This window comes from Comamonas sp. GW821-FHT11H03, assembly GCF_058807955.1.
The window spans coordinates 614,559-640,774 of the sequence record NZ_JBXARF010000002.1; the positions used below are offsets into that span (position 1 = coordinate 614,559).

The following is a 26,216-nucleotide window of genomic DNA, read 5'->3' on the forward strand; positions in this document are numbered from 1 at the left end:
TCAGGCATGTTCCGGGGAAATATATGGTTACTTTATACGCCGGTTTCGAGCAACAGGCTTTGCGAATGGTCACGGAGATACTCAGGCCAATTCCAGAGTGGAGTGCGCCTTGCTGCTTTCATCGTGCCAGATGACAAAAGTCTGGGCCGCTGAGCACAGCGTCGTCGCGCCCAGCTGATCGATGAAGCGGCAGGCCGCGAACCGTGCCGATTTGGCCTCATAGTCGGATACCCACTGCTGGCGCGAAGCCCGGCAGGCCTCAGGCTGGGGCCAGCGTCTTTCCTGGGTGGACAGGCCATTCAAGCCCATGCGCCAGGGCTTGCCGCTGACGCGGGCGCGAAAGCACTGCTGCTGATGGCACAGCATGGCATACAGCGGGTCGACCTCAAGCTGCTGGAACAGTGTCTGCACCTCGGGGGAAGATGGGCTGAATGCGGCGTGGGTGACGATGACGCGCAAGCCCTTGGGCGTTTCGTAGACGCGCAGGCCCCAGTCGGGATGGTCGGCGCAGAAGGCCTGAACCCTTGCCAGCGCGATTTCGGCAGGCGGTGGCTGCAGGGCCTGGCTGCGCTGCGCCTGGCGGGACTGCAGCCATTGCTTCAGGCCCGACCAGAAGACCAGGCCGATGCTGGCCACCAGCAGCATCAACAGTGCCGCACCCAGATTCCAGGTCAGCGGGGTCAGCCACAGCCAGGGCAGGGCCAGGGCCAGCAGCAGCGACGAGATGAGAGGAAATCGGGCGGGCTTTTTCTGAAGCGCAAAGTCGATGTCGGCAATGGCCACGTTCTCCGTGTTCAGGCAATGTGCGCCATAGCTGTTGCGGGTCATGACGGATTCATCACGCCGCTCCAGCACCTCTTCGCGAATGGGCATGCCGCCTTCCAGCCCGTATTCACCACGCCATTCCATGCGCTCGAACCCCGCATCGAGGTGGCGTTGCGTGGGGGCGGCCAGCACGGCGTCCAGCGCTTGCTGGGCTCGTTGCTGCGCATGGTTCTGTGCTTCCTGCTGGCTGTGGTCGGACCAGCCCCAACGCTGGACGGTCGCGCCGTGGCGTTGGCCGGTTGCATGGCGCAGCCGCGCTTGCGCCCAGTATTGAGGGATATGCATGGTGGGCCAGTATAGCCATGGGGCTGATGCCCCAGTCACTGGCCAGATGGCCGACGGCGATTGGATGAGCTTGCGCCGGGCTTGGGCTTGCGCGGCTGAGCACGCCCTCAGGCTTGAATGGGTGCGAATGGCAGGTATTCGATCTGCGTGCCACGCACGACGATCGCCGTCGACTCGGGCACCTGTGCCCAGGCCTGCGGCAGATCGACCAGCGGTTCGGACACGATCAAATACGCATCGTCACCAACGGCCGCGATGCGCGGGTCGTCGGGGTAAAGCGCGTGAAGATGCTTGAAGGAGGTGCTGTGATAGAGCGAGCGCGGCGACTGGCCTTCGCTCGCGTAGCGCACGGCCACCAGTTGCTCGCCATCGCTGGCACACACGGTCATGCTCAGCGGGTGAGCGATCCCATGCCTGCGCGCCGTGGCCTCGACAAAACCCGCCATGCGCGCGATGGCCGGCGCAGGACTGTGCTCCAGCCCGAAACTCATGGCCAGAAGAAACATGGTCTCCGAGTCCGTCGAGCCTTCCAGCGAGGTGAAGAACTGCGGATCGATGGCCATGAGCAGATCGCGCCGTACCAGGGGAAAGTCCTCGATCATGCCGTTGTGCATGAACATCCAGCGCCGGTGGCGGAAGGGATGGCAGTTGGTCTCCTGCACCGGCGTATGCGTTGCCGCGCGAACATGCGCAAGAAACATGGGCGCCGACACGGCGCGCGACAGCTCGCGCAGGTTGTGATCGTGCCAGGCCGGCTGGATGCTGCGATAGCGAAAAGGCATATCGTGCGGGTGCTGGTACCAGCCCAGTCCGAAGCCATCGCCATTGGTCGTCGTCGCTCCGAATCTCGAATGCAGGCTTTGGTCGATCAGCGAATGGCGCGCGTGGAACAGCATTGTTTCCAGGGAAACAGGATTGCCCGTATAGGCCAGCCAGCGACACATGGCGCTCTCCTTGTGGACATGGAACCGAGGATTCATCCTATCGGCCCCAGGCACCACCGGGGCAATACCGGTTTTTTGCTGATTTTTTAATAGCTAGTAGCGCTTGCTCTGCTTGGTTTTCAGTGATGAAAGTATCTGAAAACCAAGACAGTCAAGCGCTAAAAGCTATCAATTTCAGACTTACTGTTCGCGGCGCAGGGCAGGGAACAGAATCACGTCACGGATGCTGGCGCTGTCGGTCAGCAGCATCATGAAGCGGTCGATACCGATGCCGCAGCCGCCGGTGGGGGGCATGCCGTACTCGAGGGCGCGCACAAAGTCGTGGTCGAAGTACATGGCTTCGTCGTCGCCGCCGTCCTTGGCTTCCACCTGGGCATTGAAGCGGGCAGCCTGGTCTTCGGCGTCATTGAGCTCGGAGAAGCCGTTGCCGAATTCGCGGCCGGTGATGTAGAGCTCGAAGCGCTCGGTCACTTCGGGACGCTCGTCGTTGGCACGCGCCAGCGGCGAGATCTCGGTGGGGTGCTCCATGATGAAGGTGGGGTTCCACAGCTTCTCTTCCACCACCTCTTCGAAGTACAGCACCTGCAGGCTGGCCAGGGTGCGGGTGGACAGCTTGTCCTTGTCTTCGTGCATGCCCAGCTTCTTCAGGGCATTGGTCAGCCATTCGCGGTTGGCCACGTTGTCGCCGGCTTCGGTGTACTTGACGATGGCTTCGGGGATGGTCAGGCGCTCGAAGGGCTTGGCCAGATCCACGGGCTTGCCGCCGTAGCTCAACTCCAGCGTGCCCACGGCCTTGATGGCCGCGTCGCGGATCAGCTTTTCGGTGTAGTCCATCAGGTCCTGGTAGTTCCAGTAGGCCGCGTAGAACTCCATCATGGTGAACTCGGGGTTGTGGCGCACCGAGATGCCTTCGTTGCGGAAATTGCGGTTGATCTCGAACACGCGCTCGAAGCCGCCGACGATCAGGCGCTTGAGATACAGCTCGGGCGCGATGCGCAGGTACATCTCCTGATCCAGCGCATTGTGGTGGGTGATGAAGGGCTTGGCATTGGCTCCGCCGGGGATGGGGTGCAGCATGGGGGTCTCGACTTCCAGGAAGCCGTGCTCGACCATGAAGTCGCGGATGCCGGCCACCGCCTTGCTGCGCGCCACGAAGCGCTTGCGCGCTTCTTCGTCAGTCATCAGGTCCACATAGCGTTGGCGCACCTTCTGCTCCAGGTCGGCCATGCCGTGGAATTTGTCGGGCATGGGGCGCAGGCTCTTGGTGAGCAGGCGGATTTTCGCGGCCTTGATCGACAGCTCGCCGGTCTTGGTCTTCATCAGCTGACCTTCGACAGCGATGATGTCGCCCAGATCCCACTTCTTGAAGTCGGCATAGACCTCTTCGCCCACGGCATCGCGGGTGACATAGGCCTGGATGCGGCCCGTGGCGTCCTGCACGGTGGCAAAGCTGGCCTTGCCCATCACGCGCTTGAGCATCATGCGGCCCGCCACGCTGACAGCCACGGCAGCGGCGTCCAGGGCTTCGGCATCCTTGTCGCCGTGCTCGGCGATCAGGGCAGCTGCGCGATGCTCGGGCTTGAAGTCGTTGGGGAAAGCGACGCCGCCATGGACCTTGGAAGACTCTCGCAGGGCTTTGAGTTTTTCGCGGCGCTCGGCGATGAGTTTGTTTTCGTCCTGAGGGGCGGTGTTTTCTACCGCAGAAGAGGTGTTTTGTTCAGTCATGAAAAGAGAGCGCCAGCGACAAGCGCCGGATGGAGGCCAGAAACAAGGGGCAGCAAAGATGGCTGCTGCCCGAAACCGGTGATTTTAAGTTTTTTGCCGAAGCAGCGGTAGGCGGGCGGGCAAAGCGCTGACGGGAGCTGCGGTATGCGGCCTCAATGGCTCAGGCCGCAGCCAAGATTGTCAGTTTTATGCTATTGAAAAAGTAGCTTTGGTCGATTGTCAGCAAAGGGATTCAGGCGATTGCAGGCGATTTCAGGCATCGTCCTGCGGGGCCGATCCGGTAATGCCGCTTTGCTCCAGCACATCGGCGATCAGCTCCAGCCGCAGCAGCGGGGCATCCAGCGTCATCAGCTGCTGCTTGATCCGCAGCGCCAGGGGCAGCATCTCGGCCCAGCGATTGGCCACCCAGGCGCAGTCGTGCATCTGCGCCGGTGTGGGCAGCTGGGCGTGATCGGGGTCGTGGTCGTGCAGGTTCAGCAAGGCCTGAGCCAGCGCATAGGAGGTGCTGAGCAAATGCTTGGGAACGGTGACCTTGGGGTCATCGGGCAGCATGGTGACATCGGCCACCCACAGGCCATGTGGCAGTTGCCAGCAGCGCTGGATGTGAAAGCGCTGGGCGCCCCGGCATTGCAGATGCATCAGCCCGGGCTGGGGCGAATCGAGCTGGGCAATACGGGCCAGCACGCCTTCGGAGTGCAGGCGCTCGGTCTGGGCGCCTGCCTTGCGCACTTCCTGCCCCGCCTGCAGCGCCACCACGCCGAAAGGAGCGTCGGCATGCTGGCATTTGCGGATCATGTCCAGATAACGCACCTCAAAGACCTGCAGACTCAACAGGCCTTCAGGAAACAGCACCGTGTTCAGCGGGAACAGGGGCAGGGAATGCAGACTTTGCGTATCGGTCATGGTGCCCGGCTATCATCCCATGAATAGGTGAGTTGCTCACTGTTTTCTGAATTGGGTCACATGCTGTTTGAAATCGTTTTGTTTCTGCTGGATGTCGTCGTCGGGTTGATCAGCGGGGCCTGCCTGCTGCGCATGTACATGCAGGCGCAACGTGTGCCGTTTGGCAATCCCGTGGGGCAGCTGGTCTTTGCGCTGAGCGACTGGATCGTCATGCCGTTGCGCAAGGTCGTTCCGGCCAAGGGCCGCTGGGACAAGTCCAGCCTGATTGCTGCCTTGCTGCTGCAACTGGCGCAGGTGCTGCTGATCTGGCTGCTGCTCGGTGCCAAGGGATCGGTGCTGGCGCTGCCATGGCTGGCTTTTTGCGGACTGGTCAAGGTCATCCTGTCCGGCATGATGGGCATCTTGCTGATCTACGCCATCCTGTCCTGGGTTCAGCCCTATTCCCCCATCTATGGCGTGCTGCAGCGCCTGGCCGATCCGCTGGTGGCACCGATACGCAAGGTGGTGCCCCTGATAGGCAATGTGGACTTTTCGGCGCTGATTGCCCTGATCGGCCTGCAGGTGCTGCTGATGGTGCTCAACTATGTCCAGGCTGGCGGCCTGTCCATGATTGCCGGTGTGCGCTAGGGGCGCTTCCCGGGCCGGCAAAGCTGCACCGCCTTGAGGTTGGCGGACGAAACCTCGTCAATTCCAGAGCCTGCTCCGAGGTGCCTTGTGAATGTCCCGAGGCATGAAAACCGACAAAAAAAGGCTGACGCAGATGAATGCTGCGTCAGCCTTTTTGCTTGGGGTCGGCCGGTGCTTATTCCACGGCGTCCGCAGGCAGGCGTTGCAGCATGGCCAGAGAGCTGGAGATGCGATCACGCAGCTCGCGGCGGTCGACGATCATGTCCACGGCGCCCTTGTCCTGCAGGAATTCGGCGCGCTGGAAGCCCTCGGGCAGCTTCACACGCACGGTGGTTTCGATCACGCGAGGGCCGGCAAAGCCGATCAGTGCCTTGGGCTCGGCGATCACGATATCGCCCACGAAGGCGAAGCCGGCGGACACACCGCCCATGGTCGGGTCGGTCAGCACGGAGATATAGGGCAGGCCCTTCTTGGCCAGACGTGTCAGCGCAGCATTGGTCTTGGCCATTTGCATCAGCGACAGCAGGCCTTCCTGCATGCGGGCACCGCCGGTGGCGGTGAAGCAGATGAAGGGCACTTTCTGCTCGATGGCGGTTTCCACGCCGCGCACAAAGCGTTCGCCGACCACGGAGCCCATGGAGCCGCCCATGAAGTCGAACTCGAAGCAGGCCACGACCACATTGATGCTCTTGACGGAGCCGCCCATGACGATCAGTGCGTCGGTCTCGCCGGTGTTCTCCAGCGCTTCCTTCAGACGCTCGGGGTACTTGCGGCTGTCCTTGAATTTCAGCGGGTCGACAGGAATGACTTCCTGGGCCAGTTCATAGCGGCCTTCGGCGTCGAGGAAATGGTTCAGACGCGCACGCGCACCGATGCGGTGGTGGTGGCCGCAGGTCGGGCAGACGTTCTGGTTCTTTTCCAGATCGGTCTTGTACAGAACGGTTTCGCAGCTGGGGCACTTGATCCACAGACCTTCGGGAATCTGCTGGTGGCGTTCCGTCGGATTGGTCTGCTGGATTTTTGCAGGCAGAAGTTTTTCAAGCCAGGACATGGTTATTTCCTTTTCAGTTTCCACTGCACTGCGCGCCACCCGCAACCCATGAGAGCGGCGCGGCGCAGGCACTGGCGCAATCCCGGTCAGGGACAGCGAGCAAGGGCCGCCCCGCTGCGAGGCTGTCGTCCCCCTTCAAGGGGGAAGCGGCAAAGCCGCTCAGGGGGTGGCTGATTTCAGGGCTGCATTATGCGTCGAGAGCCTTTCGCACGCCACGCAGAAAGTCTATTGCCAAAGGCACGATCTTCTCGTGGGGCTGGTTGTCGAGCAGGTCAATGATGCGGCTGCCGATGATGACGGCGTCGGCCACCTGGCCCACGGTCTGTGCGGTCTGGGCATCGCGAATGCCGAAACCCACGCCTACGGGAACGCTGACATGCTGGCGAATGCGCGGCAGCATGGCCTCCACGGCCGAGGTGTCCAGAGCGCCCGAACCGGTCACGCCCTTGAGCGAGACATAGTAGACGTAGCCGCTGGCCACGCGGGCCACCTGTTGCATGCGCTCCTCCGTGCTGGTGGGCGCCAGCAGGAAGATCAGGTCCATGTCGCGGGCCTTGAGCTTGGCGGCGAACTCCTCGCATTCCTCGGGCGGATAGTCCACGATCAGCACGCCATCGACGCCGGATGCGGCGGCATGGTTGACGAAGGCATCTTCGCCATGGATCTGGTCGTAGCGCTCCAAGGGGTTGGCATAGCCCATGAGCACCACGGGCGTGGTCTGGTCCTTTTTGCGGAACTCGGCCACATAGGCCAGCACCTGGCTCAGGCCCACGCCGTTGGCGATGGCCTTGTCGCCTGCGCGCTGGATGGTGGGGCCGTCGGCCATGGGGTCGGAGAAGGGCACGCCCAGCTCGATCACGTCGGCACCGGCTTCCACCATGCCGTGCATGAGGGGCGGGGTGATGGCGGCAAACGGGAATCCTGCAGTCACATAGGGAATCAAGGCCTTGCGGCCCTCTTCCTTGAGCTTGCTGAAAGTGGCGGTGATTCGACTCATAACTTGTTGCCCCCTGAGGCAGCCTTGGCTGCATCATGTCCGGGAGCGCCCTTGACGGTGAGACCGCGCATGGAGGGGCGGTCGAAGTATTCGGCACCCGACAGGTCGGCCACGGTGCCGATGTCCTTGTCGCCGCGGCCGGAGAGGTTGACGAGAATGGATTGCTCGGCGCGCATGGTCTTGGCCAGCTTCATGGCATAGGCCACGGCGTGGCTGGACTCCAGGGCCGGGATGATGCCTTCGGCGCGGCACAGGTAGTGGAAGGCGTCCAGCGCTTCCTGATCGGTGATGCCCACGTACTGGGCGCGGCCGATTTCCTGCAGCCAGGCATGTTCGGGGCCCACCCCGGGGTAATCCAGGCCGGCGCTCACCGAGTGAGTCTCTGTGATCTGGCCGTTTTCATCCTGCAGGATGAAGGTGCGGTTGCCGTGCAGCACGCCCGAGCTGCCTTTTTGCAGCGAGGCCGAGTGCTTGCCGGATTCCAGACCCTCGCCAGCCGCTTCCACGCCGAACAGCTTGGTGTCTTCGTAGGGGATATAGGGGTAGAAGATGCCCATGGCATTGCTGCCGCCGCCCACGCAGGCAACCACCGCGTCGGGCTGCTTGTCGGCGCCCAGGAACTCGGGCATCTGCGTCAGGCATTCGTCGCCGATGACCTTCTGGAAGTCGCGCACCATCATGGGGTAGGGGTGGGGGCCGGCCACGGTACCGATGATGTAGAAGGTGTTGTCCACATTGGCCACCCAGTCGCGCATGGCTTCGTTGAGCGCGTCCTTCAGGGTCTTGCTGCCGGACTCGACAGGCACCACGGTCGCACCCAGCAGCTTCATGCGGTAGACATTGGGGCTTTGGCGCTTCACGTCCTCGGCACCCATGTAGACGATGCACTCGAGGCCGTAACGCGCGCAGATGGTGGCCGTGGCCACGCCGTGCTGGCCGGCACCCGTCTCGGCAATGATGCGCGGCTTGCCCATGCGCTTGGCGAGCATGGCCTGGCCGATCACATTGTTGATCTTGTGCGCGCCCGTGTGGTTGAGGTCCTCGCGCTTCAGATAGATCTGCGCACCGCCCATTTCACGGCTCATGCGCGAGGCGTGATAGACGGGCGAGGGACGGCCTACATAGTGGGCCAGCTCGGACTGGAATTCGGCGACGAATTCGGGGTCGTTCTGATACCTTGCGTAGGCCTCACGCAGCTCGGTGAGGGCGTGGGTCAGGGTTTCGCTGGCGAAGCTGCCGCCGTAGCGGCCGAAATGGCCGTGGACGTCGGGATACTGGTATTCAAACATGTGTCAGTCTGCAAAATTTGGGCATCAGCTGCGCGTACGGCAGCAATGAAGCGATGAATCTTGTGGGCATCCTTGATGCCTTTGAGAGGCTTGCCGTCGGGACCATCGGCCTCGACTCCAGAGCTCACATCAACGGCCAGAGACAACCCGCGAGGGCGCACTTGCAAGATGCCATCGGTCACGTTTGCAGGCGTGAGTCCACCAGACAAAACGAGGTGAGAGTCGACGCTTGTTGGCAGAAGTGACCAATTGAATGCCTTGCCGCCGCCACCATAACCATCGACATGGGCGTCGAGCAGGATGGCTTGGGCCTTTGAATAACGTTGGGCATATTCTACGAGGTCAAACTGGGCCGCATCGTCTCCAAGGGGTATGCGCGCCGCGCGCAACCAGGGCTGCACGCCCCGGGTGGCGGCCTCGCAATCCGCAGCCGTTTCATCGCCATGAAATTGCACGCAGGCGTTTGATATTCGGTCGCAGGCAGCTATCACATTGGTAGCTGTTTCATTCACAAAGAGCAAAACAGGTGTGACAAAGGGCGGCAGTCGCCGAGCCAGCTCGGCCGCGCGTTGCAGCGTCACGGCGCGCGGGCTTGGTGCATAGAGCACAAAGCCGACGGCATCGGCTCCGGCGGCCACTGCGGCGTCGACATCCTGCTCGCGGGTCAGGCCGCAGATTTTGATGCGGGTGCGGGGGGCAATGGAAGACATGGCAAGTCTCTGGCGTTGCAGCAATCGATGGTGCTTGGCCGCTCAGGGCAGCCAGGCAAACGGGGGAGTGTCTACAGGCAGGCCCCAGCGTGTATCGTAAATGGGGCCGAGAAAGTACAGCCCGTCAGGGGAGAAGGTGGGGGCTGCCACTTCGCGCGAGCGTGCCTCCAGCACCTGCTGCATCCACTCCACGGGCTTGGAGCCCTGGCCCACGTAGATCAGGCAACCCATGATGTTGCGGATCATGTGGTGCAAAAAGGCGCTGCCCTCGAACTCGAAGCGCCAGTAGCCGTATTCCATCTGCGCGTCGCGCATGGGCGCCTGTCCTGCGGGGCGGTAGTGGATGTCGATGCGGCGCAGGGTCTTGACCGGGCTCTTGGCCTGGCAGCCTGCGGCGCGAAAGGACGAAAAATCATGCTCGCCCAGCAACAGATCGGCGGCTGCGCGCATGCGCTGCGCATCCAGAGCCTGAAACACCCAGCCCACCCGGCCCTGGTCCACGCTGGGGCGCACGGGCGATTGCAGCAGAACATAGGCATAGCGGCGCGCGGTGGCGCAGGCCCGGGAATGGAAGCCATCCGGGCCGTCAGCGACCTCGGCCGCCCATTGCACGGCGATGTCCTTGGGCAAGAAGGTGTTGGTGCCTCGTACCCAGGAGTTGGGCGCGCGCTGCAACTCGGTGTCAAAGTGCACGACCTGCATCAGGCCGTGCACACCGGAATCGGTGCGACCGGCGCAGATGGTGGAGACTTCTTGAGTAGCAAAGCGGCCCAGGGCCGCTTCGAGTTTGTCTTGTACGGTGTTGCCATCGGGCTGGCTTTGCCAGCCGCGATAGGCCTGACCGTTGTAGCTGACGCCAAGAGCTATGCGCATGGCATGGCTCCCGGCGCGGGGTCTGAATGCATCAAATCAATCAACCAATCTGAGAGAGAAGGCTGTGGGCCTTGGCCTTGAGATCGCCATGGGCTTCGGCGATCACTTCCTCGATCAGTGTACGCGCACCGTCGCTGTCGCCGATGGCATTGAACTCTTCGGCCAGGGCCAGCTTGGTGGCCAGCGGGTCCTCCGGTTCGGAGGGGGCTGGCACGGCATCGATCGGCGCGGCGATATCGGATGTGCCCAGATCCAGCGACAGGCCGCTGAGGTCGAAAGTCACCTCGGGTTGTGCAGGAGCGGCGGCGGGGCTGTCGCTCTCCTGGGCTGGCTGCTGCAGGGTCAGGGCTTCGGCACCTTGCACTTCGTCCAGTGTCTGCAGGTTGGAGGATAGGTTCAGCGGAGCTGCATCCAGTCCGCCGCCCGGCTCGGGCGGTGTCTGCAAAGGCAGGGTGAAACTGTTGAGGTCGAACTCGAGCGCATTCAGAGAACTTTGCTCGGCGGGCGCGGGAGCTGCGACTGGGGCCGGGGCTTGAGATGCCGTGGCGGGCAGGCTGAACGAGGCCAGATCATCGAGATCCAGGTTCAGGCCATTGTCTGCGGTTGCAACTGCCGGCTCTGCGGAGGGGGCAGCAGGAGTGTCCCACTGTGCCAGTGCTGCGAAGTCCTGTTCGTTGGGCAAGGAGACTGGTTCGGAGGCCACAGGCGCTGCGCTGGCTGCGGTGTCAGGCAGGTCCGCCGGCAACTCCAGATCCATGTTGAAGTCCATGCCGGCGGGCTCCGTGGGAGGGCCTTCGCGGCTGGCCGCGGCTTCGGCTGCCTGTGCAGCAGCCAGTGCCGAGCCAAAGGCCACGGCCGCGCCGGCACCGCTTTGCAAAGCGCTTGAGGCACTGGTGGGGCTGAAGGCGCTTGGGGTCGCAATTGCCGCTGCAGGAGCTTGGGGGGCGCCGCCCAGCTGGTAGGTCAGATTTTCCGGATCCAGGATGCGGCCCTGATCGGCCAGTCGCTGCCATTCGGGGCCCTTGCCCTGGGTCAGGGCAAAGACGTTGTTGGCCACTGATGCGTAGGCCATGCGGTCATGGCGCTTGGCATAGATTTCAGCCAGCTTCTGGTGCAGCACCAGACGGTTGGGGTCGGTGCGCAGCGCTTCCTTGAGGATTTCCTCGGCCTGCAGATCGCGGCCGTAGGCCAGGTACACATCGGCTTCGGCCAGCGGGTCCACATCGCCGGCGTCGAGCTGGCTGGGAGAGTACTGCATGGACTGGCCCGACATCTGGCTGCTGCTGGTCGTGGTGTCCACGCGCTGGCCGCCGCTGGCGCCGAAGAAGGAGTCCGCGGACAGCTGGCTGTCGCCCAGCATGCTGTCCGCGCCTGCTGCGGCGGCTTTGCGACGCTGAGAAACACGGTAGCCGCCATAGCCCAGAAGCAGGGCCAGCAGTGCTGCACCAGCCAGCGGGATGGTCGGGTCTTCCATCAGGCTGTCGATAAAGCTGGGCTCCTCGGGAATGGGGGCCGGTGCCGCCACAGGCTTGGGAGGTGCAGCCGGTGCCGGTGCCGGTGCCGGCGTGGCAGGCTCGGCTGCGGCCTGTGCCGGTTCGCCTTCGGCCGGAGTTGGTGCAGGCATGGTGTCGCCTGGCTTGGCCGCATCGGCTGCCGCAGCCTCGGGTGTGGCTGGGGTAGCAGGCGTTGCAGCCGCATCAGCAGCCGCAGCCGCAGCGGGGGCAGGCGCTGCTGCATTGGCGGTGCTGGCCGCGGGCACTGTGACTGTGGGGCTTGCCGCTGGCGCAGCGGCAGCCGGGGTGCCTGGTGCGGGAGCGGCAGCCGTACCTGCGGGCTTGGTGGCTGCCGCAATCTGGCTCAGCTCGGCCATATTGCGTTTGAGCTCATCGGCGCGGGCAGATTGGTCTGCGGCCTGTTTTTGCTGGGCCACTTGCTCATCGGCGGCCGCGCCCTTGACGGAGCCCTTGGACAGGGTCAGCTTGTCGGGAGCTGCGGTGGCGGCCTTGGCATCTGCGACATGGGCCTGAACCTGGCCGGACGCGCTGCGGGATGCTGCTTCCACAGGGGCCACAGGCGCCACGCCAGCCAGTTGACGGCGGTACTGGTTGAAATCCTTGGACTGGGCCGCCATGATCTGGCGTGCTTCCTTGGCCGAGGTGGCCTGGGCGGCTGCCTGATCGGGCAACTGGATTACCGCGCCGCTGCGCATGCGGTTGATATTGCCATTGACAAAGGCCTGTGGGTTGCTGCGCAGCATGGCGACCAGCATCTGATCGAGCGAGACGCCTGCTGGTTTGTGCGCCGCAGCAATGCGACCTGCGGTGTCGCCTGTCCTGACGCGAACTTCATCACCGCTGCCAGCCGGCGCTGCAGTGCCAGCCTGGCGCTTTTGCTGAGGCTTGGTTGCCGCTTCATCGTGATCGCGGTCATTGCGCAGGTCCCGACCGGCCATGTTGACGGAGCCGGGTGCCGGGCGTGTAGTCACGGCGGGACGTACAGGCGCAGGTGCAGGCGCAGGCACCACGGCAGGCGTGGCCTGGGCGGCGGTCGTGGGCGTCGGGGCCGGGCGGCGCGTTGCAGGGGGGTCGAGCAGCAAGGTGTAGTTGCGCTGCAGCTTGCCCGATGCCCAGTTGGCATCGATCACCAGGTCGACAAAGGGATCATTGACCGGCTGAAAGCTGCTGAGCTTGAGCACGGCCGAGCCATTGGCGCGTTTTTGCACCTGCACGCGCACCGAGTTGGCCGTGCCTGTGAATTCCATGCCCTGGGCGCGGAATGCCGCTGGCGATGCGATAGCGGCCTGCAGGCTGTCGGCCTCGGCAGCGCTGAGTTGAGGGATCTCGACCTCGGCACGCAAGGGCTCGCCCAGAGCCGACTGCACCGTGATGCGGCCCAGTGCCAATGCCCATGCATCGGTGGCCGGCAGGCTTGACAGTGCGAGGGAGGCTGCGGCGAGCGCAGAAAGTTTCCAGCGTTGCATAGGGCTCAGACTTGATTCGTGCAGCCTACAGCCCTCTTGTTCTTATCGGGTTTGTGGCTGCGGTGCACATAAAAATTGGAAATTCCAGCACGCGGCAAAGGTCTCTCGGCCCGGCGGACACAGTTTGCATTGTCAACGACGCTATTGCAATGTGAGCAATTGCAGGGTCGGCAAGGCTCTCAATTGTTGTCGATTGGCAACGAGCTGAAACCTAATGTAGGTTTGCTGACGGTTTGCATTCGCCCGAATAGGTGGGCAATTGTCGCCCAAGCCCGGGGTCTGGGAAGCAAAAAAGCGCCGCTCATCACGCGGATGAGCGGCGCTTTGCTGCGCTGGATCAAGCCCGCTGCGGGCTTGGTGGCGGCGCAGATCAGGCAGCCAGCAGGATGCGCAGCATGCGGCGCAGCGGCTCGGCAGCGCCCCACAGCAGTTGGTCGCCGATCACGAAGGCCGAAACGTACTCAGGGCCCATATTGAGCTTGCGAACGCGGCCCACGGCAACGTCAAGGCCGCCTGTGGTCGCTGCGGGAGTCAGCTCCTTGACGGTCAGGGCGCGCTCGTTGGCCACGAACTTGACCCAGGGGTTGCCGCCCTTGATCAGGGCTTCGATCTCTTGCAGGGGCAGGTCCTTCTTGAGCTTCAGGGTCAGGGCCAGGGAGTGGCAGCGCATGGCGCCGATGCGCACGCACAGGCCGTCCACGGGGATGGTGGCTTCGGTGCCGAGAATCTTGTTGACCTCGGCCTGGCCCTTCCATTCTTCCTTGGACTGGCCGTTGGGCAGCTGCGCGTCGATCCAGGGGATCAGGCCGCCGGCCAGAGGCGCGCCGAAGAATTCGGTGGGCACATCTTCGCGGATGGTCTGGGCTACCTTGCGGTCGATTTCCAGAATCGCCGAAGCAGGGGTTGCCAGCTCGTCGGCGACGGCGGCGTGCACCACGCCCATGCCCTTGAGCAGCTCGCGCATATGGTTGGCACCGCCGCCCGATGCGGCCTGGTAGGTCATGGAGGAGACCCATTCCACCAGACCGGCCTTGAACAGACCGCCCAGACCCATCAGCAGGATGGAGTTGGTGCAGTTGCCACCGATCCAGTTCTTGCCGCCGGCGGCCAGCTTTTGCTGGATCAGGTCGTCGTTGACGGGGTCGAGCACGATGACGGCGTCGCTCTCCATGCGCAGCGAGGAGGCGGCGTCAATCCAGTGGCCACTCCAGCCGGCAGCGCGGATCTTGGGGAAGACTTCCTTGGTGTAGTCGCCGCCCTGGCAGGTGATGATGATGTCGCACTTGGACAGCTCGGCGATGTCGTTGGCGTCCTTCAGCTCGGTGTGCACGGTGGCCATGGCAGGAGCCTTGCCGCCGGCATTGGAGGTGGAGAAGAACACGGGCTCGATCAGCGCGAAGTCGCCTTCGGCCTGCATACGATCCATCAGCACGGAGCCGACCATGCCGCGCCAGCCCACCAAACCTACCAATTGCTTGCTCATTTGAAACGCCCTTTCAGTTTTGAAAACAGTAGCTTGAGACTGATTCGTCCGGCTCGTCAGGGCCGGAGGGGGCGCGCGACGAACCGGGCTGGGTCAGCCTGTAATCGTCTTAATGGTGATTGCGCGCGCATTCACACCGGCAAGCTTTGCGGGTGTGACGATCTCGGGAGCGAAGGTGCGTGCGGCAAACATAAGAGTTGTCATTCTAGCGACTAGAGCAAAAGCTTGAAGAACTAAAAGCGCTTGAAACTCTAGTCAAAACGTCGAAATAGGTGATTTATTTTTGACGTTTTGTTCGTTTGATGCCGAAAAATGCGTCAGCCCCAAGCCGCCGCCTTGCGGCAGTGGCGGGGTATCAGCGGCTTCCAGGCCTGGATCGTAATGACGTTCTCAGACGCCGGCCAGGGCCTTGACCACGGCATCGCCCATTTCACGGGTGCTGACCTTGGTCGTGCCTTCGCTGTAGATGTCGGCGGTGCGCAGGCCGTCGGCCAGCACCTTTTGCACGGCGGCTTCGATCTTCAGGGCGGCTGCTTCCTGGCCCAGGCTGAAGCGCAGCATCATGGCGGCCGAGAGGATGGTGGCCAGAGGATTGGCAATGCCCTTGCCGGCGATATCGGGGGCCGAGCCGTGGCTGGGCTCGTACAGGCCTTGCTTCTTGTCGTTCAGGCTGGCGCTGGGCAGCATGCCGATGGAGCCGGTCAGCATGGAGGCTTCGTCGGAGAGGATGTCGCCGAACATGTTGCCGGTGACCACCACGTCGAAGCGCTTGGGCTCCTTGACCAGCTGCATGGCGGCGTTGTCCACGTACATGTGGTCCAGCGCCACATCGGGGTACTGCTTGGCGACTTCGGTGACCACGTCCTTCCACAGCTGGAAGGTTTCCAGCACATTGGCCTTGTCCACGCTGGTCACGCGCTTGCTGCGCTTTTGGGCAGCCTGGAAGGCGACATGGGCGATGCGCTCGATCTCGGGACGGGTGTAGCGCATGGTGTCGAAGGCTTCCTCGGCACCGGGGAAGTGACCGTCGGGAGCCACACGGCGGCCGCGCGGCTGGCCGAAGTAGATGTCGCCGGTCAGCTCGCGGATGATCAGGATGTCCAGGCCCGCCACCAGCTCGGGCTTGAGGCTGGAGGCGTGGGTCAGTTCCTTGTAGCAGATGGCGGGACGGAAGTTGGCGAACAGGCCCAGGGCCTTGCGCAGGCCGAGGATGGCCTGCTCGGGGCGCAGGGGGCGGTCCAGTGTGTCGTACTTCCAGTCGCCCACGGCTCCGAACAGAATCGCGTCGGCTTCCTGGGCCAGCTTCAGCGTGGCGGGGGGCAGGGGGTGGCCGGCAGCTTCGTAGCCGGCGCCGCCCACGGGAGCGGTTTCCATCTCCAGACCCAGATCCAGGGCCTCGAGCACCTTGACGGCTTCCGCGACGATTTCGGGACCGATGCCATCACCGGGCAAGACTGCAATCTTCATGATGTTCCTTTGATTAATTTGATAGCTGTCAGCGCTCGTTATTCATAGATTTCAGATTGAATTAATGCTGATATCCATGAATAGAAAGTGCTAGAAGCTCATTTATTGGTAGCAACCTAAAAATAAGCACGCCCCAAACAAGGGGCATCAAGCAAGGGCCTGGGCGGCCCCGCCGCCCCGCAGCGAAGATGCCGTCCCCCTTCCGATGCAACGCATCGAGAAAGGGGGAAGCCGCGGGGCCGCCTAGGCAAAGCGGCTCAGGGGGTTATTTCTGCAAGAGCGTATGCGCCAGCCAGGGCTTTTGCGCCAGGCGCTCGGCTTCGAAGGCCTTGATCTTGTCGGCATGGCGCATGGTCAGGCCGATGTCGTCAAAGCCGTTGAGCAGGCAGTACTTGCGAAAGGCGATGACGTCGAAGGCGATCTCTTCGCCCTGGGGGCGCACGATGACCTGGCGCTCCAGGTCAATGGTCAGCTCGTAGCCGGGGAAGGCCGCCACGTCGTTGAACAGCTGGTCGATCGTCGCCTCGGGCAGAGCGATGGGCAGCAGACCGTTCTTGAAGCTGTTGTTGAAGAAGATGTCGGCAAAGCTGGGGGCCAGGATGGCGCGGAAGCCGTACTGGTCCAGGGCCCAGGGCGCATGCTCGCGGCTGGAGCCGCAGCCGAAGTTCTTGCGCGCGATCAGGATGCTGGCGCCCTTGAAGCGGGGCTGGTTGAGCACGAAGTCGGGGTTGGGCTTGCGGTCGGCTTCGGGCACGCCGGGCTGGCCGGGCTGGTCCAGATAGCGCCACTCGTCAAACAGATTGGGGCCGAAGCCGGTCTTCTTGATGGACTTCAGGAACTGCTTGGGGATGATGGCGTCGGTGTCGACGTTCTCGCGGTCCATCGGGGCGACAAGGCCCTTGTGCACGGTGAATTTTTGCATGGTGTGATTCCAGAATCTTTGGTCTTGGCGACGTTCGCGTCTTGCGTCAGAGACGGCCCGCAAGGGTCGTCCCGCAGCAAAGGCCGTCGTCCCCCTGGGGGGAAGGCGCGCAGTGACTCAGGGGGTTACGCAAATTGACGGATGTCGACAAAGTGACCATGGATGGCAGCCGCGGCGGCCATGGCGGGGCTGACGAGGTGGGTGCGGCCACCGGCGCCCTGACGGCCTTCGAAGTTGCGGTTCGAAGTCGACGCGCAGCGCTCGCCGGGCTCCAGGCGGTCGGCGTTCATGGCCAGGCACATGGAGCAGCCGGGTTCGCGCCACTCAAAGCCGGCGGCCTTGAAGATCTGGTCCAGGCCTTCACGCTCGGCCTGTTCCTTGACCAGACCGGAGCCGGGCACGACCATGGCCAGCTTGATGTTCTTGGCGACCTTCTGGCCCAGCTTCTTGACCACGGCGGCGGCTTCGCGCATGTCCTCAATGCGGCTGTTGGTGCACGAGCCGATGAACACCTTGTCGACAAAGATGTCGTTGATGGGCTTGCCGGGGGCCAAAGCCATATAGGTCAGCGCACGTTCGATGGCGCCGCGCTTGTTGGAGTCCTTTTCCTTGTCGGGATCGGGAACGACGGCATCGATGCCCAGCACCATCTCGGGGCTGGTGCCCCAGGTCACCTGGGGCACGATGTCGGCGGCGTCCAGCTCCACCACGCGGTCGAACTTCGCATCGGCGTCGGAATGCAGCGTCTTCCAGTAGCTGACGGCGGCATCCCATTCGCCACCCGTGGGCGCCAGGGGGCGGCCCTTGATGTAGTTGATGGTCTTGTCGTCCACGGCCACGAGGCCTGCACGGGCGCCGCCTTCGATGGCCATGTTGCAGACCGTCATGCGGCCTTCCACGCTCAGGTCGCGAATGGCTTCGCCGGCAAACTCTATGGTGTAGCCCGTGCCGCCGGCGGTGCCGATCTTGCCGATGATGGCCAGCACGATGTCCTTGGCGGTGATGCCGGGCGCGACCTTGCCGTTGACCTGCACCAGCATGTTCTTGGCCTTCTTGGCCAGCAGGGTCTGGGTGGCCATCACATGCTCGACCTCGGAGGTGCCGATGCCGTGGGCCAGAGCGCCGAAAGCGCCATGGGTGGAGGTGTGGCTGTCGCCGCAGACCACGGTCATGCCGGGCAGGGTCGCGCCTTGCTCGGGGCCCATGACGTGAACAATGCCCTGGCCCTTGTCCATGAAGGGAAAGAAGGCGGCCGAGCCGAACTCGGCAATATTGCTGTTCAGCGTGGTGATCTGTTCCTTGCTGATGGGGTCGGCAATGCCGTCATAGCCGCGCTCCCAGCCGTCGGTGGGGGTGTTGTGGTCGGCCGTGGCCACCACGGAGCTGACGCGCCACAGCTTGCGTCCGGCCATACGCAGACCTTCGAAGGCCTGGGGGCTGGTGACTTCGTGCACCAGATGGCGGTCGATATAGAGGACAGAGGTGCCGTCTTCCTCGGTGTGAACGACGTGCTCGTCAAAAATCTTGTCGTAGAGGGTGCGTCCCATGATGGTCTCGTGAGGTTGGTTTGTTGGGAGGATTCTGTGGTGGCTTGATGCGATGTTTCAGGCCTTGGCACTGGCAGGGCAGAGGTGATCGACCAGCAGGCGGGTGGTCACCGGCAGCGCTTCAAAGTCGCGGGCCACCACGCAGAGTTCGCGGTGCGCCCAGTCGTCGGTGAGCTGCACGGCGCGCAGATGGCCCACGCCATGCATCAGCTCGAAGGCGCGGTCGGGCAGCAGGCCCAGTCCCAGGCCGTTGTCGATCATGCGGCACATGGCGTCCAGGCTGGTGACCTGGATGCGCTGGTGCAGCGGATGACCGGCCTGGGCCGCAGCAGAGCGCATGGCCAGGCTGATCGAGGAGCCCGCATGCAGGCCGACGATGTCCCATTCCAGCACTTCGGTGAAGGCCACGCTTTCGCGTTCGGCCAGGGCATGGCGCTCGGGCACGACGACGACCAACCGATCGTTGCGGTAGCTGCGGTACTGCAGCGGCACATTGCCCTGGGTCAGCTGAACTGTGGCCTGCTGGCCTTCGCTGCTCCTGATATTGCCCAGCGTGCAGATACCGATATCGGCCGTGCCCTCGGCCACGGCGCTCAGCACGTCGGGGCTCAGGTGCTCCTGCAGATCGATCTTGATCTGGCTGTGTTCGCGCGCAAAGGCCCCCAGGTCTTCGGGCAGAAACTGCACGATGGCCGACATATTGGCGTGCATGCGCACATGGCCGCGCACGCCGTCGGCGTATTCGGAGAGCTCGCCTTGCATGCGCTCCAGCCCGTACAGCACATTGCGCGCATGGTGCAGCAGGCTCTCGCCGGCCGGCGTCAGTGTCACGCCGCGGCTGTGGCGATAGAGCAGGGCGGTGTCCACCGTCGCTTCCAGGTCGGACAGCCGCTTGCTGACGGCCGAGGCTGCAATGAACTCGCGTTCAGCGGCGCGGCCAATGCTGCCCAGTTCGCACACGGCGACGAACAGCTGAAGCGAGGTGAGATCGATGCGGCGCGCAAAACTGCGCTCTGAATTCTTCATGGGGTAGGCTCAAGTCTTCTCGTTTCGAGAAGTTTTCAGCATTTTTACCGATTAATCCAGCTGTATCCATCTTTGAATGAGATGTCTGGCTTGGCGATGGGTAAATTTTGGAGATGGGTAAGTTCTTGCTTTGCGATGGATTGAGCAGACCTGAAAAGGCGATGTTGCATTTGTCAGTCTTGCGCACTTGAATTTTCATAGCGAAGACTCTAGATGCCAGAATCGTTTGAGCCTGATCCAGCCTGGGGCGCGAAAGTCTTGCCGGGGCCTGAGTTCCGGCATTTCTTTGACAAAGTAAATCGTCAGTAAAGCAGCCCGGAATCGAGGCTATTCGCTGCAAAAATGTGAGTCATGAGAGTTCCCAATCATCCGATGTCTGACAGTGAGCCTTCCGAGTTGCCAGCTATGGCTTCGGGGGCGCCCCTCTTGCACCGCAGCCGTTGCTGGGGTCAGGTCTGCCTGCTGGCAGCTGCGCTGGCGCTGGGCGGCACTGCCTTGCCAGCTGTGGCCAAAGGCAAGACCCCGGCCAAATCCAGTGCGGCCGCACCAGCCAAATCATCCAAGTCCACCAAGAGCACGACTGCAGGTGCTGCCAAATCTTCATCGGCAAAGTCCGCCGGCAAGGCCGGTAAAAAAGGGCGCGCCGGCCGCAATGCAGCGGTCGCTGGTGCTGCGGCAGCAGGTGCGGCAGCGGCCGCGCCGCTGGGCCGTGAGCATTGGACGCCGGAGGCCAGGAACAACCAGGCCGAAGATGTCAAGGAGCTGGCCGCCGTGCGTGCAGCAGCACAGACGGGCGACGCCAAGGCCCAGTATCTGCTGGGCTCGCGCTACCGTTTTGGCAAAGGTGTGAACCAGGACCTGGCACAGGCCGTGCACTGGTATCGCCAGTCGGCCGAGCAGGGCTATGCCCCTGCGCAATCCGATCTGGGAGTGCTCTACGCCAATGGGCGGGGTGTGGCTCTGGACGAGGCGCAGGCCGTGAACTGGTACCGCAAGGCGGCAGAGCAGGGCGACGGCATCGCCCAGAACAATCTGGGTCTGATGTATGCCGAGGGGCGCGGCGTGGCGGCCGATGATGCACAGGCTGTGCAATGGTTCGAGCGTTCGGCCAAAAGCGGCGAGGCTGCAGGTCAGTACAGCCTGGGGGTGATGCTCTCCAGCGGCCGGGGCGTCAAGGAGGACGGTCGGGCCGCCTTGCAGTGGTTCGAGCAGGCGGCCGACAAAGGCCATGCCGACGCCCAGTACAACACCGGCATGATCTATGCCGTAGGTGCGCTGGTGCCGCAGGATCTGACGCGCGCGGCGCGGTGGCTGGAAAAGTCCGCCGGCCAGGGCAATGCGGCGGCTCAGTCGTCTCTGGGTTTTCTGTATGCCAACGGCCAGGGTGTGCCGCAGGATGCAGGTCAGGCGGCGCGCTGGTTCGATCGCGCAGCCAAGCAGGGCTACACACTGGCGCAGTCGAATCTGGCAGCCATGTATGTCAGCGGTCAGGGGGTCCAAAAAGACATGGGCAAGGCCTATTTCTGGCTGACTATCGCTCATGCCAAGGATCCCTCGCTGCAAAGCCGCATGCTGGCGGCGGAGCAGGCATTGAGCGCCGCAGAGCGGCTGAAGGTGCAGCGCGAGGTGCGCAACTGGAAGCCCGGCAAGGAGTGATGGGTGCGCCACGAAAAAAGCCCATCAGGTAGTGCTGATGGGCTTTTTGTGGGGTGCAGGGGCCTAGCTGAAGAAGCTCTTCAGGCGGTCCGTCCAGCTTTCGCCGCTGGGCGAATGCTTGGAGCCACCTTTCTTGAGCGACTCGTCCAGGTCCTTGAGCAGCTTGCGCTGGTACTCGGTGAGCTTGACCGGAGTCTCCACCACGATGTGGCAGTACAGATCGCCGGGGTAGCTGGAGCGAATGCCCTTGATGCCCTTGCCGCGCAGGCGGAACTGCTTGCCGGCTTGCGTGCCTTCGGGAATGTCGATCGCAGCCTTGCCTTGCAGTGTGGGTACTTCGATTTCGCCACCCAGGGCGGCGGTGATGAAGCTCACGGGCACGTTGCAGTGCAGATCGTCGCCGTCGCGCTCGAAGATGTCATGGTCCTTGACGCGAATCTCGATATAGAGGTCGCCTGCCGGGCCGCCATTGGTGCCGGGCTCGCCATTGCCGGCCGAGCGGATACGCATGCCGTCGTCGATGCCGGCTGGAATCTTCACTTCCAGCGTCTTCTGGCGCTTGACCTTGCCCTGGCCGCCGCAGGATGTGCAGGGCTCGGGGATGATCTTTCCCGTGCCGCGGCAGTGCGGGCAGGTCTGCTGCACGCTGAAAAAGCCCTGGCGCATCTGCACCGTGCCCATGCCGTTGCAGGTGGTGCAGGTCTTGGTGCTGGTGCCGGGCTTGGCGCCGCTGCCGCTGCAGGTGTCGCAGCTGTCCCAGCTCGGAATGCGGATCTGGGCATCCTTGCCCTTGGCAGCCTCTTCCAGGGTGATTTCCATGGAATAGCTGAGGTCGTTGCCGCGGTAGACCTGGCGGCCGCCGCGACCGCCGCGGCCGCCGCCGCCGTTGAACATATCGCCAAAGATGTCGCCAAAGGCCTCGGCAAAGCCACCAAAGCCCTCGCCGCCGCCCATGCCGCGATTGGGGTCCACGCCGGCATGGCCATACTGGTCGTAGGCCGCGCGTTTCTGGCTATCGGAAAGCATCTCGTAGGCCTCTTTGACCTCCTTGAACTTTTCCTCGGCTTCCTTGGCCTTGTCGCCCTGATTGCGGTCAGGGTGGAACTTCATCGCCAGCTTGCGATAGGCCTTCTTGATGTCATCGTCCGAGGCGCTTTTGGCAACGCCCAGAACTTCATAGTAGTCACGTTTGGACATGTGAGTTTTCGGTCGGATGGAACAGGAACGCCGCGCCAGCTCCTGGGAGCCCGGCGCGGCGGCAAGCGGTCAATGGTTTGAGGCCAGGACCTGCCCGCGCTTAGTCCTTCTTGACTTCCTTGACTTCGGCGTCAACCACGTTGTCGTCAGCGGCAGCCGATGCGCTGGCACCGGCAGAGGCTGCAGCGGCAGCTTCGGCACCGCCTGCGGCCTGTGCGTCGGCGTACATCTTCTCGCCCAGCTTCTGGCTGGCCGTCATCAGGGCCGTGGTCTTGGCGTCGATGGCGTCCTTGTCATCGCCCTTGAGCGCTTCTTCCAGCTCCTTGACGGCGGTTTCGATGGCGCTCTTTTCGGCGGCATCGAGCTTGCCGCCATGCTCGGCCAGGCTCTTGTTGACGCTGTGAACAGCGGCTTCGCCCTGGTTCTTGGCAGTCACCAGCTCCAGCTTCTTCTTGTCGTCGGCTGCGTTCAGCTCAGCATCCTTGACCATGTTCTGGATTTCTTCTTCCGACAGGCCAGAGTTCGCCTTGATGGTGATCTTGTTTTCCTTGCCGGAGGCCTTGTCCTTGGCCGACACGTTCAAGATGCCGTTGGCGTCGATGTCGAAGGTCACTTCAATCTGGGGCGTGCCACGCGATGCGGGCGGGATGCCTTCCAGGTTGAACTCGCCCAGCATCTTGTTGGCGCTGGCGATCTCGCGCTCGCCCTGGAACACCTTGATGGTCACGGCAGGCTGGTTGTCTTCAGCCGTGGAGAAGGTCTGCGCGAACTTGGTGGGGATGGTCGTGTTCTTGCTGATCATCTTGGTCATGACGCCGCCCAGGGTCTCGATACCCAGAGACAGGGGAGTCACGTCCAGCAGCAGCACGTCGGAGCGCTCGCCACCCAGCACCTGGCCCTGCACGGCAGCGCCCACGGCCACGGCTTCGTCGGGGTTCACATCCTTGCGGGGTTCCTTGCCGAAGAATTCCTTGACCTTTTCCTGCACCTTGGGCATGCGGCTCATGCCGCCGACCAGGATCACGTCGTGGATGTCGGAGACCGAGATGCCCGCATCCTTGATGGCGGTGCGGCAAGGCGCAATCGTGCGCTCGATCAGATCGTCCACAAGGCTTTCCAGCTTGGCGCGGGTCAGCTTGATGTTCAGGTGCTTGGGGCCTGTGGCATCGGCGGTGATGTAGGGCAGGTTGATGTCGGTCTGTGCGGAGTTCGACAGCTCGATCTTGGCCTTTTCAGCAGCTTCCTTCAGGCGCTGCAGGGCCAGCACGTCCTTGGACAGGTCGACGCCTTGTTCCTTCTTGAACTCGTCGATGATGTAGTTGATGATGCGCTGGTCGAAGTCTTCGCCGCCCAGGAAGGTGTCGCCGTTGGTCGACAGCACTTCGAACTGCTTTTCGCCGTCCACGTCGGCGATTTCGATGATGGAGACGTCGAAAGTGCCGCCACCCAGGTCATACACGGCCACCTTGCGGTCGCCCTTGCCCACCTTGTCCAGGCCGAAGGCCAGGGCCGCAGCGGTAGGTTCGTTGATGATGCGCTTGACTTCCAGACCAGCGATGCGGCCAGCGTCCTTGGTGGCCTGGCGCTGTGCGTCGTTGAAGTAGGCGGGCACGGTGATGACGGCTTCGGTCACGGCTTCGCCCAGGAAGTCCTCGGCGGTCTTCTTCATCTTGCGCAGCACTTCGGCGCTGATCTGGGGAGGAGCCAGCTTCTGGTCGCGCACTTGCACCCAGGCGTCGCCGTTGTCGGCCTTGACGATCTGGAAGGGCATCAGGTCGATGTCCTTTTGCACCTCGGCTTCGGCAAACTTGCGGCCGATCAGGCGCTTGGCAGCGTAGATGGTGTTCTTGGGGTTGGTGACGGCCTGGCGCTTGGCGGATGCGCCGACCAGGATTTCGCCGTCTTCTTGATAGGCAACGATAGAGGGGGTGGTGCGGGCGCCTTCGCTGTTCTCGATCACGCGGGTGTTGTTACCCTCCATGATGGCGACGCAGCTGTTGGTGGTGCCCAGGTCAATACCGATGATTTTTCCCATAATTCTCTCCGTAATCTGTTGAATGTTTGCTTGATTCGTCACTTGTGGGCGTAGTGGCCGGCTTCAAGAGCCGTCACTCACAATTTTTGCCCTGACGGTGGGTTTTCTGATGTCTTGCGGGTTCAGCCCTGGGCCACGGTCACCAGCGCGGGACGCAGGATGCGGTCGGCGATCACATACCCCTTTTGCAGCACGGCAACCACGGTGTTGGCGGGCTGGTCGGCGGGAACCATGGAGATGGCCTGGTGGTGGTGAGGGTCGAACTTCTCGCCCGCAGCGGGGTCGATGGCAAGGACCTTGTTGCGCTCCAGGGCCGAAGTCAGCTGGCGCAGGGTGGCATCCGAGCCTTCGCGCAGCTGCTCGGGCGTGGCGTTCTGGATGGACAGGGCCGCGTTCAGGCTGTCGATCACGGGCAGCAGGCTTTCGGCAAAGCTCTCGATGCCGAACTTGCGCGCCTTGGCAACCTCTTCTTCGGCGCGGCGGCGCATGTTTTCGGCATCGGCCTTGGCGCGCAGGTATTGGTCGGCCAGATCGGCGCTCTTGGCCTTGAGTTCTTCCAGCTCGGCCTGCAGACGACCCAGTTCGTCCGACGCATTGGCTGCCAGTGCCGCCTCCAGTTCCTCGGGGCTGGCGTCGTTGATGGTGTTGGGGTTGTGGTTCTCGGTCATAGGTGGTGAAGGTTTCTCAAAACTTAAGACAATCTGTCTGCCAGATGCGCCCTGGCAGGTCTATTTCAAGACCCGTGTCGCCCAACAAAGGGCGGCGGGCGCAGTAGCTGAGGTGAGCCTGCAGGATTTGCGGAGCATTCCAGGAGAGTAAGTGCTTGTGATTTCAGGACCTCTCGCCTTGATTGACCAATGGTAATCGCAGGTTTATAGGCCCCAGAGTGTACAGATAGTCTGCCACTCGGCTAGAATCTAACGTTTTGCCTTGCCGCACCGCTACAGACGCAGTGGGCGGCGTTTACCCAAAAGGAGTCGTTATGCGTCATTACGAAATCATTTTGTTGATCCATCCGGATCAAAGCGAACAAGTTCCCGCGATGCTGGAGCGCTACAAGGGCATGATTGCTGCTGGTGGCGGCAAGGTGCACCGCGAAGAAGATTGGGGCCGTCGTCAGCTGGCTTACATGATCAACAAGCTCGCTAAGGCTCACTACCTGTGCCTGAACATCGAAGCCGACCAGGCTGTGATGGCTGAACTGGAACACGCCTTCAAGTTCAATGATGCCGTGCTGCGTCACCTGACTGTGCAGAAGAAGAAGGCTGATACAGCTGCTTCCGCCATGATGAAGAGCGTTGAGCGCGAAGAAGCCCGCAAGGCCAACCAGGCCGAGCACGCTTAACAGCATCAGACACTGAAGGAGTGGAAAACCGCGTTGTATTGACGGGCCTTCTCGCAGAGCAAGCTGCTTTGCGCTACACGCCCGCCGGATTGCCGGCCCTGGATTTGCGAATTGAACACAGTTCGCAGCAACAAGAGCAGGGCAGTGCGCGCAACGTGAATGCATCTGTCAAGGCTGTTGCCTTTGGCGCCCTGGCTGAAAAGCTGGCCCGCCAAGCACCCGGTAGTCAATGGACCTTTCAAGGTTTTCTGGCCACGCCGCGCAATAGCAAGATGCTGGTTTTACACATTCAGGATATTCAACAAAATTAATTTTCAAGAGGTCCAGCA

At 62.7% G+C, this 26,216-nt stretch carries 22 protein-coding genes; 4 read left to right on the forward strand and 18 right to left on the reverse strand.

Translation table 11 applies throughout. The features are described from left to right. Positions 1 to 81: 81 nt before the first annotated feature. The 4 genes from AC1RTQ_RS07255 to AC1RTQ_RS07270 all read right to left on the reverse strand — a co-directional run bounded on the left by AC1RTQ_RS07255 (position 82) and on the right by AC1RTQ_RS07270 (position 4,682). Complete coding sequence (locus tag AC1RTQ_RS07255) at positions 82 to 1,110, reverse strand: hypothetical protein (RefSeq protein ID WP_492874844.1); 1,029 nt, start codon at positions 1,108 to 1,110, stop codon at positions 82 to 84. A 107-nt stretch (positions 1,111 to 1,217) separates the two neighbouring features. Then, positions 1,218 to 2,054: a class II glutamine amidotransferase gene (locus tag AC1RTQ_RS07260; RefSeq protein ID WP_492874845.1), complete on the reverse strand. Its 837-nt coding sequence runs from the start codon at positions 2,052 to 2,054 to the stop codon at positions 1,218 to 1,220. Between the two features lie 180 nt (positions 2,055 to 2,234). Further along, on the reverse strand, positions 2,235 to 3,779 hold the full coding sequence (gene lysS, locus AC1RTQ_RS07265) for a lysine--tRNA ligase (RefSeq protein WP_492874846.1): 1,545 nt from the start codon (positions 3,777 to 3,779) through the stop codon (positions 2,235 to 2,237). Between the two features lie 252 nt (positions 3,780 to 4,031). Continuing rightward, complete coding sequence (locus tag AC1RTQ_RS07270; RefSeq protein WP_492874847.1) at positions 4,032 to 4,682, reverse strand: LON peptidase substrate-binding domain-containing protein; 651 nt, start codon at positions 4,680 to 4,682, stop codon at positions 4,032 to 4,034. A 60-nt stretch (positions 4,683 to 4,742) separates the two neighbouring features. On the opposite strand from AC1RTQ_RS07270, the gene AC1RTQ_RS07275 reads away from it, so the two are divergent. After that, a complete protein-coding gene (locus AC1RTQ_RS07275) occupies positions 4,743 to 5,309 on the forward strand; it encodes a YggT family protein (protein WP_043371073.1) in 567 nt (188 codons plus the stop codon). A 175-nt stretch (positions 5,310 to 5,484) separates the two neighbouring features. On the opposite strand, the gene accD is transcribed toward AC1RTQ_RS07275, so the two are convergent. The 11 genes from accD to AC1RTQ_RS07330 all read right to left on the reverse strand — a co-directional run bounded on the left by accD (position 5,485) and on the right by AC1RTQ_RS07330 (position 19,654). Then, entirely contained in the window at positions 5,485 to 6,360 is an 876-nt protein-coding gene (gene accD, locus AC1RTQ_RS07280) for an acetyl-CoA carboxylase, carboxyltransferase subunit beta (RefSeq protein ID WP_003076614.1), read from the reverse strand. Positions 6,361 to 6,547: 187 nt separating this feature from the next. Then, positions 6,548 to 7,357: a tryptophan synthase subunit alpha gene (trpA, locus tag AC1RTQ_RS07285; protein ID WP_492874848.1), complete on the reverse strand. Its 810-nt coding sequence runs from the start codon at positions 7,355 to 7,357 to the stop codon at positions 6,548 to 6,550. Continuing rightward, on the reverse strand, positions 7,354 to 8,646 hold the full coding sequence (gene trpB / locus AC1RTQ_RS07290; RefSeq protein WP_492874849.1) for a tryptophan synthase subunit beta: 1,293 nt from the start codon (positions 8,644 to 8,646) through the stop codon (positions 7,354 to 7,356). Before trpB ends, trpA begins: the two co-directional genes overlap by 4 nt. After that, positions 8,571 to 9,356: a phosphoribosylanthranilate isomerase gene (locus AC1RTQ_RS07295; protein WP_492874850.1), complete on the reverse strand. Its 786-nt coding sequence runs from the start codon at positions 9,354 to 9,356 to the stop codon at positions 8,571 to 8,573. Before AC1RTQ_RS07295 ends, trpB begins: the two co-directional genes overlap by 76 nt. Positions 9,357 to 9,398: 42 nt before the next feature. Then, positions 9,399 to 10,229, reverse strand: a complete 831-nt coding sequence (gene truA / locus AC1RTQ_RS07300) for a tRNA pseudouridine(38-40) synthase TruA (protein ID WP_492874851.1) — start codon at positions 10,227 to 10,229, stop codon at positions 9,399 to 9,401. A gap of 40 nt (positions 10,230 to 10,269) precedes the next feature. Beyond that, positions 10,270 to 13,209, reverse strand: a complete 2,940-nt coding sequence (locus AC1RTQ_RS07305; RefSeq protein ID WP_492874852.1) for a motility hub landmark protein FimV — start codon at positions 13,207 to 13,209, stop codon at positions 10,270 to 10,272. A gap of 370 nt (positions 13,210 to 13,579) precedes the next feature. Then, complete coding sequence (asd, locus tag AC1RTQ_RS07310) at positions 13,580 to 14,692, reverse strand: aspartate-semialdehyde dehydrogenase (protein WP_302091972.1); 1,113 nt, start codon at positions 14,690 to 14,692, stop codon at positions 13,580 to 13,582. A 390-nt stretch (positions 14,693 to 15,082) separates the two neighbouring features. After that, a complete protein-coding gene (gene leuB, locus AC1RTQ_RS07315; protein ID WP_409814394.1) occupies positions 15,083 to 16,159 on the reverse strand; it encodes a 3-isopropylmalate dehydrogenase in 1,077 nt (358 codons plus the stop codon). A gap of 265 nt (positions 16,160 to 16,424) precedes the next feature. Continuing rightward, a complete protein-coding gene (leuD, locus tag AC1RTQ_RS07320; protein WP_302091970.1) occupies positions 16,425 to 17,081 on the reverse strand; it encodes a 3-isopropylmalate dehydratase small subunit in 657 nt (218 codons plus the stop codon). 125 nt (positions 17,082 to 17,206) lie between these two features. Next, the gene (leuC, locus tag AC1RTQ_RS07325) at positions 17,207 to 18,628 is read right to left on the reverse strand and encodes a 3-isopropylmalate dehydratase large subunit (protein WP_492874853.1); all 1,422 of its coding nucleotides are present in this window, start codon (positions 18,626 to 18,628) and stop codon (positions 17,207 to 17,209) included. A 57-nt stretch (positions 18,629 to 18,685) separates the two neighbouring features. Continuing rightward, positions 18,686 to 19,654 (reverse strand): LysR family transcriptional regulator, encoded by a 969-nt coding sequence (locus tag AC1RTQ_RS07330; protein ID WP_304351413.1) that lies wholly within the window; start codon positions 19,652 to 19,654, stop codon positions 18,686 to 18,688. Between the two features lie 372 nt (positions 19,655 to 20,026). Between AC1RTQ_RS07330 and AC1RTQ_RS07335 the strand changes: the two genes are divergently transcribed. Further along, on the forward strand, positions 20,027 to 21,310 hold the full coding sequence (locus tag AC1RTQ_RS07335; RefSeq protein ID WP_492874854.1) for a tetratricopeptide repeat protein: 1,284 nt from the start codon (positions 20,027 to 20,029) through the stop codon (positions 21,308 to 21,310). Positions 21,311 to 21,373: 63 nt separating this feature from the next. Here AC1RTQ_RS07335 and dnaJ read toward each other — a convergent pair whose 3' ends face one another. From dnaJ to grpE, 3 genes are all read right to left on the reverse strand, one after another. Beyond that, entirely contained in the window at positions 21,374 to 22,507 is a 1,134-nt protein-coding gene (dnaJ, locus tag AC1RTQ_RS07340) for a molecular chaperone DnaJ (protein ID WP_003076586.1), read from the reverse strand. Positions 22,508 to 22,607: 100 nt separating this feature from the next. Then, a complete protein-coding gene (dnaK, locus tag AC1RTQ_RS07345) occupies positions 22,608 to 24,542 on the reverse strand; it encodes a molecular chaperone DnaK (protein WP_492874855.1) in 1,935 nt (644 codons plus the stop codon). A 122-nt stretch (positions 24,543 to 24,664) separates the two neighbouring features. Then, entirely contained in the window at positions 24,665 to 25,210 is a 546-nt protein-coding gene (gene grpE, locus AC1RTQ_RS07350) for a nucleotide exchange factor GrpE (RefSeq protein WP_302091966.1), read from the reverse strand. A 314-nt stretch (positions 25,211 to 25,524) separates the two neighbouring features. On the opposite strand from grpE, the gene rpsF reads away from it, so the two are divergent. Beyond that, entirely contained in the window at positions 25,525 to 25,887 is a 363-nt protein-coding gene (gene rpsF, locus AC1RTQ_RS07355; protein ID WP_003057922.1) for a 30S ribosomal protein S6, read from the forward strand. A 20-nt stretch (positions 25,888 to 25,907) separates the two neighbouring features. After that, a complete protein-coding gene (priB, locus tag AC1RTQ_RS07360) occupies positions 25,908 to 26,198 on the forward strand; it encodes a primosomal replication protein N (RefSeq protein ID WP_302091965.1) in 291 nt (96 codons plus the stop codon). Positions 26,199 to 26,216 lie beyond the last annotated feature (18 nt).

Bases quoted from the DNA above. Each gene is read 5' to 3' on its own strand.
- AC1RTQ_RS07255 (WP_492874844.1), bottom strand. From the start codon at position 1,110: ATGCATATCCCTCAATACTGGGCGCAAGCGCGGCTGCGCCATGCAACC.
- grpE (WP_302091966.1), bottom strand. From the start codon at position 25,210: ATGACCGAGAACCACAACCCCAACACCATCAACGACGCCAGCCCCGAG.
- asd (WP_302091972.1), bottom strand. From the start codon at position 14,692: ATGAGCAAGCAATTGGTAGGTTTGGTGGGCTGGCGCGGCATGGTCGGC.
- lysS (WP_492874846.1), bottom strand. From the start codon at position 3,779: ATGACTGAACAAAACACCTCTTCTGCGGTAGAAAACACCGCCCCTCAG.
- AC1RTQ_RS07330 (WP_304351413.1), bottom strand. From the start codon at position 19,654: ATGAAGAATTCAGAGCGCAGTTTTGCGCGCCGCATCGATCTCACCTCG.
- leuD (WP_302091970.1), bottom strand. From the start codon at position 17,081: ATGCAAAAATTCACCGTGCACAAGGGCCTTGTCGCCCCGATGGACCGC.
- dnaK (WP_492874855.1), bottom strand. From the start codon at position 24,542: ATGGGAAAAATCATCGGTATTGACCTGGGCACCACCAACAGCTGCGTC.
- AC1RTQ_RS07305 (WP_492874852.1), bottom strand. From the start codon at position 13,209: ATGCAACGCTGGAAACTTTCTGCGCTCGCCGCAGCCTCCCTCGCACTG.
- trpA (WP_492874848.1), bottom strand. From the start codon at position 7,357: ATGAGTCGAATCACCGCCACTTTCAGCAAGCTCAAGGAAGAGGGCCGC.
- accD (WP_003076614.1), bottom strand. From the start codon at position 6,360: ATGTCCTGGCTTGAAAAACTTCTGCCTGCAAAAATCCAGCAGACCAAT.
- AC1RTQ_RS07260 (WP_492874845.1), bottom strand. From the start codon at position 2,054: ATGTGTCGCTGGCTGGCCTATACGGGCAATCCTGTTTCCCTGGAAACA.
- truA (WP_492874851.1), bottom strand. From the start codon at position 10,229: ATGCGCATAGCTCTTGGCGTCAGCTACAACGGTCAGGCCTATCGCGGC.
- rpsF (WP_003057922.1), top strand. From the start codon at position 25,525: ATGCGTCATTACGAAATCATTTTGTTGATCCATCCGGATCAAAGCGAA.
- dnaJ (WP_003076586.1), bottom strand. From the start codon at position 22,507: ATGTCCAAACGTGACTACTATGAAGTTCTGGGCGTTGCCAAAAGCGCC.
- trpB (WP_492874849.1), bottom strand. From the start codon at position 8,646: ATGTTTGAATACCAGTATCCCGACGTCCACGGCCATTTCGGCCGCTAC.
- AC1RTQ_RS07295 (WP_492874850.1), bottom strand. From the start codon at position 9,356: ATGTCTTCCATTGCCCCCCGCACCCGCATCAAAATCTGCGGCCTGACC.
- leuB (WP_409814394.1), bottom strand. From the start codon at position 16,159: ATGAAGATTGCAGTCTTGCCCGGTGATGGCATCGGTCCCGAAATCGTC.
- AC1RTQ_RS07270 (WP_492874847.1), bottom strand. From the start codon at position 4,682: ATGACCGATACGCAAAGTCTGCATTCCCTGCCCCTGTTCCCGCTGAAC.
- AC1RTQ_RS07275 (WP_043371073.1), top strand. From the start codon at position 4,743: ATGCTGTTTGAAATCGTTTTGTTTCTGCTGGATGTCGTCGTCGGGTTG.
- AC1RTQ_RS07335 (WP_492874854.1), top strand. From the start codon at position 20,027: ATGTCTGACAGTGAGCCTTCCGAGTTGCCAGCTATGGCTTCGGGGGCG.
- leuC (WP_492874853.1), bottom strand. From the start codon at position 18,628: ATGGGACGCACCCTCTACGACAAGATTTTTGACGAGCACGTCGTTCAC.